The sequence below is a fragment of the Anaerolineae bacterium genome, assembly GCA_016931895.1.
Lineage (GTDB): Bacteria > Chloroflexota > Anaerolineae > 4572-78 > J111 > JAFGNV01.
On record JAFGDY010000024.1, the window covers coordinates 1 to 7,632 of the forward strand.

Annotated in this window: 5 protein-coding genes; 2 read left to right on the forward strand and 3 right to left on the reverse strand. The window is 52.6% G+C overall.

Features of this window, described 5'->3' with window-relative positions; translation table 11 throughout:
* The first annotated feature begins 104 nt into the window (after positions 1 to 104).
* Both JW953_02095 and JW953_02100 read left to right on the forward strand, forming a co-directional pair.
* A complete protein-coding gene (locus tag JW953_02095) occupies positions 105 to 458 on the forward strand; it encodes a hypothetical protein (protein MBN1991465.1) in 354 nt (117 codons plus the stop codon).
* 25 nt (positions 459 to 483) lie between these two features.
* Complete coding sequence (locus tag JW953_02100; protein ID MBN1991466.1) at positions 484 to 2,229, forward strand: recombinase family protein; 1,746 nt, start codon at positions 484 to 486, stop codon at positions 2,227 to 2,229.
* Here JW953_02100 and JW953_02105 read toward each other — a convergent pair.
* The 3 genes from JW953_02105 to recA all read right to left on the reverse strand — a co-directional run bounded on the left by JW953_02105 (position 2,123) and on the right by recA (position 7,378).
* Positions 2,123 to 3,118: a squalene/phytoene synthase family protein gene (locus JW953_02105; GenBank protein ID MBN1991467.1), complete on the reverse strand. Its 996-nt coding sequence runs from the start codon at positions 3,116 to 3,118 to the stop codon at positions 2,123 to 2,125. The genes JW953_02100 and JW953_02105 overlap by 107 nt on opposite strands.
* 101 nt (positions 3,119 to 3,219) lie before the next feature.
* A complete protein-coding gene (locus JW953_02110) occupies positions 3,220 to 6,150 on the reverse strand; it encodes an FAD-binding protein (GenBank protein ID MBN1991468.1) in 2,931 nt (976 codons plus the stop codon).
* A 142-nt stretch (positions 6,151 to 6,292) separates the two neighbouring features.
* On the reverse strand, positions 6,293 to 7,378 hold the full coding sequence (gene recA / locus JW953_02115) for a recombinase RecA (protein MBN1991469.1): 1,086 nt from the start codon (positions 7,376 to 7,378) through the stop codon (positions 6,293 to 6,295).
* Positions 7,379 to 7,632: the final 254 nt, after the last annotated feature.

The following is a 7,632-nucleotide window of genomic DNA, read 5'->3' on the forward strand; positions in this document are numbered from 1 at the left end:
CGCCTAAACTGCTCGCCTGGCCCTTTGGCCCTCATTTATGGATGGGGGCCAGCAGCAAGTAGAGCAGTTTTATTACCGGGTAATAATTCCAAAGAAAGGACAGAATGATGCCTCGAAAAGAACTGGGCAAAATGAACGGTGAGCGAGCTAGATTTTACGGAACTTTTGAGCGTTTCGGTAAAAAGCGGGGATGGAAAGGGCGAGAGGAAACAACTATCCTATTAACCAACGTTTGCCTTGTTGATACTGATAACATTGTAACCGAGCATTTGTGGTTTAATCTCACCAAAAGTTTTGCAGCGTTGGATTTACAGCCCGGTGATATTGTCGAATTTGACGCCAGGGTTAAAAGTTACATGAAGGGCTATTTTGGCCATCGTGAAGAAGTATATAGGCCCTATGAGAGAGATTATAAACTTAGTCATCCCACCAAAGCCAAAAAAAGGGTTAGCGGTTAAATTTTAGCAGATTGGAGCAAAGAAAATGACAACGCAACAAGAGACCAAAACGCAAGATTTTGCTTTTGTAGTGCAAGAGAGGGCGATAATTTACGCCAGAGTTAGCACCGATGAACAGGCCGAAAACGGGACAAGTATTGACAACCAGGTGGAGAAGTGCCTGGCCTATGCCCAAGCCAATGGATTGTATGTCCCTCAAGAGTGTATCTTCAAAGAGGACTTTACCGGCAAAGTGTTAGAGAGGCCGGAACTTAACAGAGTGCGCGAGATACTCAGGAACGGGCAGGCCAATCACGTGATTGTCTACAAAACCAATCGGCTTGTCCGGGGCGAGTGGGCCAGCGTTGACCTGATGATACTTCAAAGAGAATGGCAAGGGCTGGATGTCACGTTTCATAATGTCGAAGTGGGACGCCCTGTTGTTTTGAAAAAAGATAATGCTACTGAGAAGGTGATACAATTTCTCGAAGGCTGGAGAGCCGGGGAAGACCGGATAGAAACGGTCAAAAAATTGCACGAAGGGCGACTCAAGAGAGCGCGTGACGGTTATGTGGTACCAAACGGCAAAACTGCGCCTTATGGTTACCGAAAAATCAACATAGATAAGCGTTGGTACTTTGAGATTGTGGAAGAAGAAGCGGCTATAATCCGGTTGATATTCACCTGGTTTGTGTTGGGCGATGAAAACGGCGAAATTTTATCTCTGATGAAAATTACGGCCCGGCTTAACGAAATGGAGGTTCGTAAGAGAAAAAGTTTAAAATGGACGCATAGCATGATACGCAACATCATTGTAAACGAAACATACGCCGGGGTCTGGCGTTATGGAAAACGCAACCGGAATAACCGCACCCATACCGCCGACGCGATTCCTGTACCTGTCCCGGCTATCGTTGAACGCGATATTTGGGAAGCGGCTCAAAAACGGCTAGAGGAAAACAAAACTTACGCAAAACGCAACCGGAAGCCTGGCCGTTATCTGTTGTCGGGTCGGATAACTTGTGGCGAGTGCAATTGTAGCATGATTGGCCAGGCTAAACACAGCCGACCAGGAAGCACATATCTCTATTATCGCTGCACAACCGTTATGAATAAGGATCGGGCGCGGGCGAAGGAATGTAGCTCTTTGAGTTTTCGGGTTGACCTGGTAGACACTCTGGTTTGGAATCGGCTGGAAGAAATCTCAAGGGATAAGGATAAACTGATTGAGGGATTGCGCGGCTACCAGGCCCGGCAAGAAAACAAGGTAGAACCCATAAAGCAAGAATTAGGCCATGTTGAGCAATTGATTGTAGAAAAAACGGCGGAGTGGGAAGACGACCTGCAAAATATGAGATTCCTGTCCAGCGATATGGCCAGAGCAAAAAAAGGCGCGGACATTGCCAAAACAGAAAAAGTTCTGGATGGACTGAAGCAGCGCAAGGCGGAGCTAGTGGCCCAACTGGAAGATAAGTCTCTATCCGATGAACAGATAATGAGTCTGACAGCGTATGCCGGCCAGGTAGCCGACGATATGGCTACATTGCGCGAAGCAGAAGCAGAAGGGCAGAATAACCCGGAATTGAAACAGGCCGTTCATGAGGGTAAACGCCGGTTATTGGCCCTGTTGAACTTGCAAGTCACTTTGTTTACAGAAAATGGTCAACGCAAGGCAAAAATCATTGCTAAATATTGCCCTGAAGGAGAGATTTGGCCGGTTGTCTCGCTAGATACCTGTAGTACCGCACCAACCAGTGGTTTGACCAGCCGAAAACGCTGGTATCGCGCATGATTTTGGAAACCTGCTGCCGGCCCATTTTGGCTTCGGCAATCAGCACGTTGGCATTATTGCGGCTGATGGCCAGCGTTCTAACCGCAAAAAACAGGGGCCACATGCAGGCCAGCCGAATCCGGTGTTGGTAGCGGGGAAAGGCGGTGATATAAGTCATCCCGTGCCAAAGGTGTCGTTCGGCTTTATCGGCCAGCATATCTACCACCTGCATCGCTTTGTCCAGATTGTCAGGCGCAAACAGCGTGTCGCGGGTGAGGCCCACCCTCTCATAAAAAGTGCGGGGCACAAACACCCAGCCTCGCTCGTAATCCTTGCGCATTCCCCGGATAATATTAACGGTTTGCAGGGCCAGCCCATACTGCCGCGATAGAGGCATTAATTGTTCTTTTCGCTCGCGGATGATGGGCGAATACCAGGCAAAAATATCCGTGAGCAAATAGCCCACTCTGCCCGCTACCTGGTGCATATAATCATCCAAAGCCTGTTCGTTTTCCACGTAAGGCCCGTGCTCTTGCCACCAGGCCATGCCCATAGAGGTGCGGTTGACGTGTTTAACAATGGCCTGTTGAATTTCGGGGGGTAGGGTGTGCAGTTGTTTTATTACCTGACCGGCATGCTGGGCCACGTAAACTTCGGGGTCGCTGCTGTCCAGATCGGAAATGTTTTTGGTTAGGCTTTCTACGGTAGTATGATTGCTTAACACCTGGGCCCACAACCGCAGCAGTTCAGCCTTGCGCTCCGGCGGCATGGTGTCATGGTCTTCCAGGCAGTCAGACACCCGCAATAACAGATATGAAGCGGTGATAGAATCGCGCAGAACTTGGGGCAGTTGTTCAATAGACAGGGCAAAGGTGCGGCTCACTTTGCGCAACATTTCGTAGTGGTCCATCGGGGTTGTACCTCTTTATTGGCTCAAAAACTGACTTGTTGACTAACACTATGCGACTATACCATACTCTTGGTCATTGCGTCAAGGTTGTTTTTAGTTTTTTATTTAATTGCGTCCCTTAAAATTTCGGCGGGATGCATAACGTGTTTGCCCGTGCCATGTTTCATTTGCTGGCGACAACTGGCCCCGGCGGCGGCAATGATCACTGTTTCGGCCTGCTCCCGGATAGCGGGGAATAACCGCCGCTCGCCCATAGCCATAGAGATGGCATAATGCTCCGCCTCATAACCAAACGAACCGGCCAGCCCGCAGCAGCCGGAGTCAACTTCGGTGACGGTGTAACCGGGCGGCAGGGTGAGCGCACGTTTGCTGGGGCCGGTGCCCACCAGCGATTTTTGCTGGCAGTGGCCGTGCAGCAAAATGTGGCGAACTGTTTGTTTAAATTCCAACGCCAGTTGACCCTCGTCGGCTAACTTGGCTATGAACTCCTCAAATGTATAACAATGTTTGGCTACCAGTTTGACCCGCGGGTCGTCCGGTAATAGATAAAGGTATTCATCACGCATCGAGAGCAAACAACTGGGTTCAAGGCCCACAATGGGAATGTCCTGCTCGGCAAACGGGGCCAGCCGGTCAACCGTGTTTTGGGCCGCGTGCCGGGCCTTGTGGACCAATCCTTTGGAAATCATTGGCCGCCCGCAGCACTGGTGACCGGGTAGGCTTATTTCAAAGCCGGCGGCCTCCAACACTTCCGCAGCGGCAATAGCCACGTGAGGGTAGTTATAGTTATTGAACGTATCGTTAAATAAAACAACTCGTTTTGTATTTCCCGCTTTCTGATCCCTGCCCCCCGACTTGCGCTTTTTGAACCAGCGGTGGAACGGCTGGCGGGCAAATTCCGGCATCTGCCGCCGGCCACTAATGCCTATGAATTTTTCTAACCCCCATTTGACAAGACCGTTACGCATGAACCCGTTGATCAAGGGCGCCTGTGGCCCGCAGCTCAAACGGCTCCACCGGGCGATGTCGGCAAAAAGCCTGGCGCGCAGGGGGATGCCGTGTTTGGCGTAATACTGGCTCAAAAATTCAAATTTGATTTTGGCCATATCCACCGCCGAGGGACATTCGGCCCGGCAGGCTTTACATTCAATGCACAGGTCCATCACCTCATACATTCGCTCGCCGGTCAAGGCTTCCGGCGGCAGGAGGCCGGAGAGCGCAGCCCGTAAGGCGTTGGCCCGGCCCCGGGTGCTGTGTTCTTCGTCGCGGGTCACCATAAAACTGGGGCACATGGTTCCTTCGGTTCGTTTGAGGCATACGCCGGCGCCGTTGCACATCTCTACCGCCCGGTGGAATCCCATATCGTCACTGAAGTCAAGGAATTCTTGCACCGGGATGGTTTGATAATTGGCCCCAAAACGCAGGTTCTTGGTCATCGCCGGGCCGTCAACAATATTGCCGGGGTTGAAAATGTTGTGGGGGTCAAAGGCCTGTTTGACCTCTTTGAACAGGCCGTACAGGGGCGGGCCAAAAAATGTTTCATTGAGCCAACTGCGCGCCCGGCCGTCGCCGTGTTCGCTGGAAAAGGCGCCGCCGTACTGGCCCAGCAGTTCTATGGCAAAGCGGCTAATCACGGGCAACTTGTTAACCTCGCTGGCTACTTTGGCGTTGATCAGGGGCCGCACGTGCAAACAACCGGCGCTGGCATGGGCATGGTAAACTACTTTGGTGCCCAAATCGCGGCAAAAATTTTCAATGCCGGAGATGTAATCGGCCAGATGTTCCACCGGCACCGCCGCGTCTTCAATAAAAGGAAGCGGCTTGTGGTCGCCCTTGATACTCATTAATAAACCCAGGGCCGCCTTACGCACGCTCCAGACATTATTTTGCAATTTGGGGTTTAGGGCCGGCACAAGGGCGGTAAATCCCACTTTTTCTTTTTTAAGATGCTCTCTCAGGGTCTGGATTTTGGCTCTAAGCTCAGTTTCACTCTCACCATAAAACTCGGTGATGAGTAAGCAGTGGGGCGCGCCTTCTACAAAGGTGGCCAACAGGCGGCTGTAGGCAGGCACCCGGCGGCACATGGTCAAGCCCAGGTTGTCCACCAATTCAACAGCCGCCGGTTCCACCGCCAGTATCACCGGCACGGCGGTGAGCGCTTCCCACAGGTTGTCAAAATGGATCAGGGCCAGGGCGGTTTGGGTTGGCCGCGGCACCAGGTTCAATTTGATCGCGGTAATAACGGCCAGCGTGCCCTCCGAGCCGCACATCAACTTGGCCAGGTTAAAACGGTGATCCTGCGGGTAGTTGTGCGACACCCCCTCAACAAAACGGTCCAGGTTGTAGCCGCCACAGCGCCGCCAATGGCGCGGCGTTCCTGCCCGGATGGCGCCGGCCTGGGTTTGCACGATCTGGCTTACCTGCCGGTAGATGTGGCCTTCCAGCCCGTTTTGCCGTTGGCGTTGTGCCAGGGCAGCGGTTCTCAGGGGGCCAAAGGTAGCCCGGCTGCCGTCGCTCAAGATAACGTTGGTTTCCAGGATATGGTCGGCGGCCATTCCGTAAATGAGCGAGTGGCTGCCGGTGGCATTATTGCCCGTAATGCCCCCCAGCGCCGCCCGGTTGCCGCTGGCCGGGTCCGGGCCAAATTTTAGCCCTATTGGTTTGAGGTGGAGGTTGAGCTGATCAAGCACCACGCCCGGCTGCACCCAGGCCCAGCGCTCTTCGGGATTAACTTCAAGCACCGCATCCAGGTGGCGGGTCAGGTCAATGATCAACGCTTCGTTCACCGCCTGTCCGGCCAGGCTGCTGCCGGCGGCGCGCGGCAAAAGGGGGACCTGATATTGGGCCGCCAATTCTACGGCGGCCTGCACGTCTGCAACCGTTTTGGGAATGAGCACGCCGTGCGGCATCACCTGATAGATGCTGGCGTCGGTGCTGTACAGAATCCGGCTGTATTCATCGGCGCGCAGGTTGCCGGTGATTCTTTTTTGCAAGTCGTGCAGAAAGTCGGCAATAGCCGGGTTTGTTTTCATTGTTGAGCCTTTGTTGTGAATTTCGGCGAAAGGCCGGATCAGAAAGACCCATTATATACCCGTTAGGCCGGAATGTTTAGCCGGAAAAAGAAAAAGAGACGCGGGCCGGGCGTCTCTTTTTTAAGAGTTTGATTTTAATTTTCTAAAGCTCGGCCTGTTCCATTTCGGCCAGAGCCGCGGCTACTTCGGGTTGATTCAAAGCTTCGGCAAAGGCGGCGGGGTCAAGCCAGGGTAAGCCTTTGGCTTCCCGCACCTGATTCTCAATGGTGAACATCAGTTCCGGGTTGGCCTCCAAAAAGGTTTTGGCGTTTTCCCGGCCCTGGGCCAGCCGCTGCTCGCCATACGAGTAAAACGCGCCGCGCTTGTCTACAATATTTTCCTCAACGGCAATGTCAAGGATGTCGCCCGATTTGGAAATGCCCTGGTTGTACATGATGTCAAATTCGCATACCCGAAAGGGTGGAGCCACTTTATTTTTTTTGATGGTCACTTTGGTGCGATTGCCAATCACGTCGCCGCTGTCTTTGATGGCCTGGATGCGGCGGATGTCAATACGCACCGAGGCGTAAAAACGCAGGGCCATGCCGCCGGTGGTTGTTTCGGGGTTGCCAAACATCACCCCAATTTTTTGACGCAGTTGGTTGGTGAAGATGAGCAGGCAATTGCTCTGTTTGACGGTGCCGGACAATTTACGCAGCGCCTGGCTCATGAGCCGCGCTTGCAGGCCCATGTGAGAGTCGCCCATTTCGCCTTCAATTTCGGCGCGAGGCACCAGGGCGGCCACGCTGTCAACCACCACCACATCAACCGCGCCGGAGCGAACCAGAGCTTCGGTAATTTCCAAAGCCTGCTCGCCGGTATCGGGCTGAGAAACGTACAGGTCTTCAATTTTGACCCCGCATCTTTCGGCGTAGCTGGGATCCAGGGCGTGCTCAACGTCCACAAAGGCGGCCACCCCATCCTGTTTTTGGGCCTCGGCAATAATGTTCTGGCACAACGTCGTTTTGCCAGAACTTTCCGATCCATAAATTTCCACCACCCGTCCCCGGGGCAGGCCGCCGATCCCCAGGGCTATGTCCAGAGACAGGCAGCCGGTGGGAATGGTTTCAATGTTAAGCTCATTGCGCTCTCCCAGGCGCATAATTGCGCCTTCGCCAAATCTTTTTCTTAAATCGCCCAGAGCGATTTCTAAGGCTTTTTCTCTGCCATTATTTTCTTTGTTGGCCACGTTGAATACCTCCGTAAAATACAAAACATCTGTTCTGTAAGCTGGAACCATTTTAGCACAGATGTTCTTGTATGTCAAATTAATTTTTGAAACCACATCTCCCAACCTCTCAACAATCAACCTGGCGGTAGGTCTGTCAAAAGTTTGTGTCTCCAGCCTGCTATGCCCTCGCATCTGTTTTGTGCTTGACGCTTCCCCTGCTCTGTGCTATCATTTTTTATCTATTTATTTTTGCGCTAACTGGTGGAACGTAA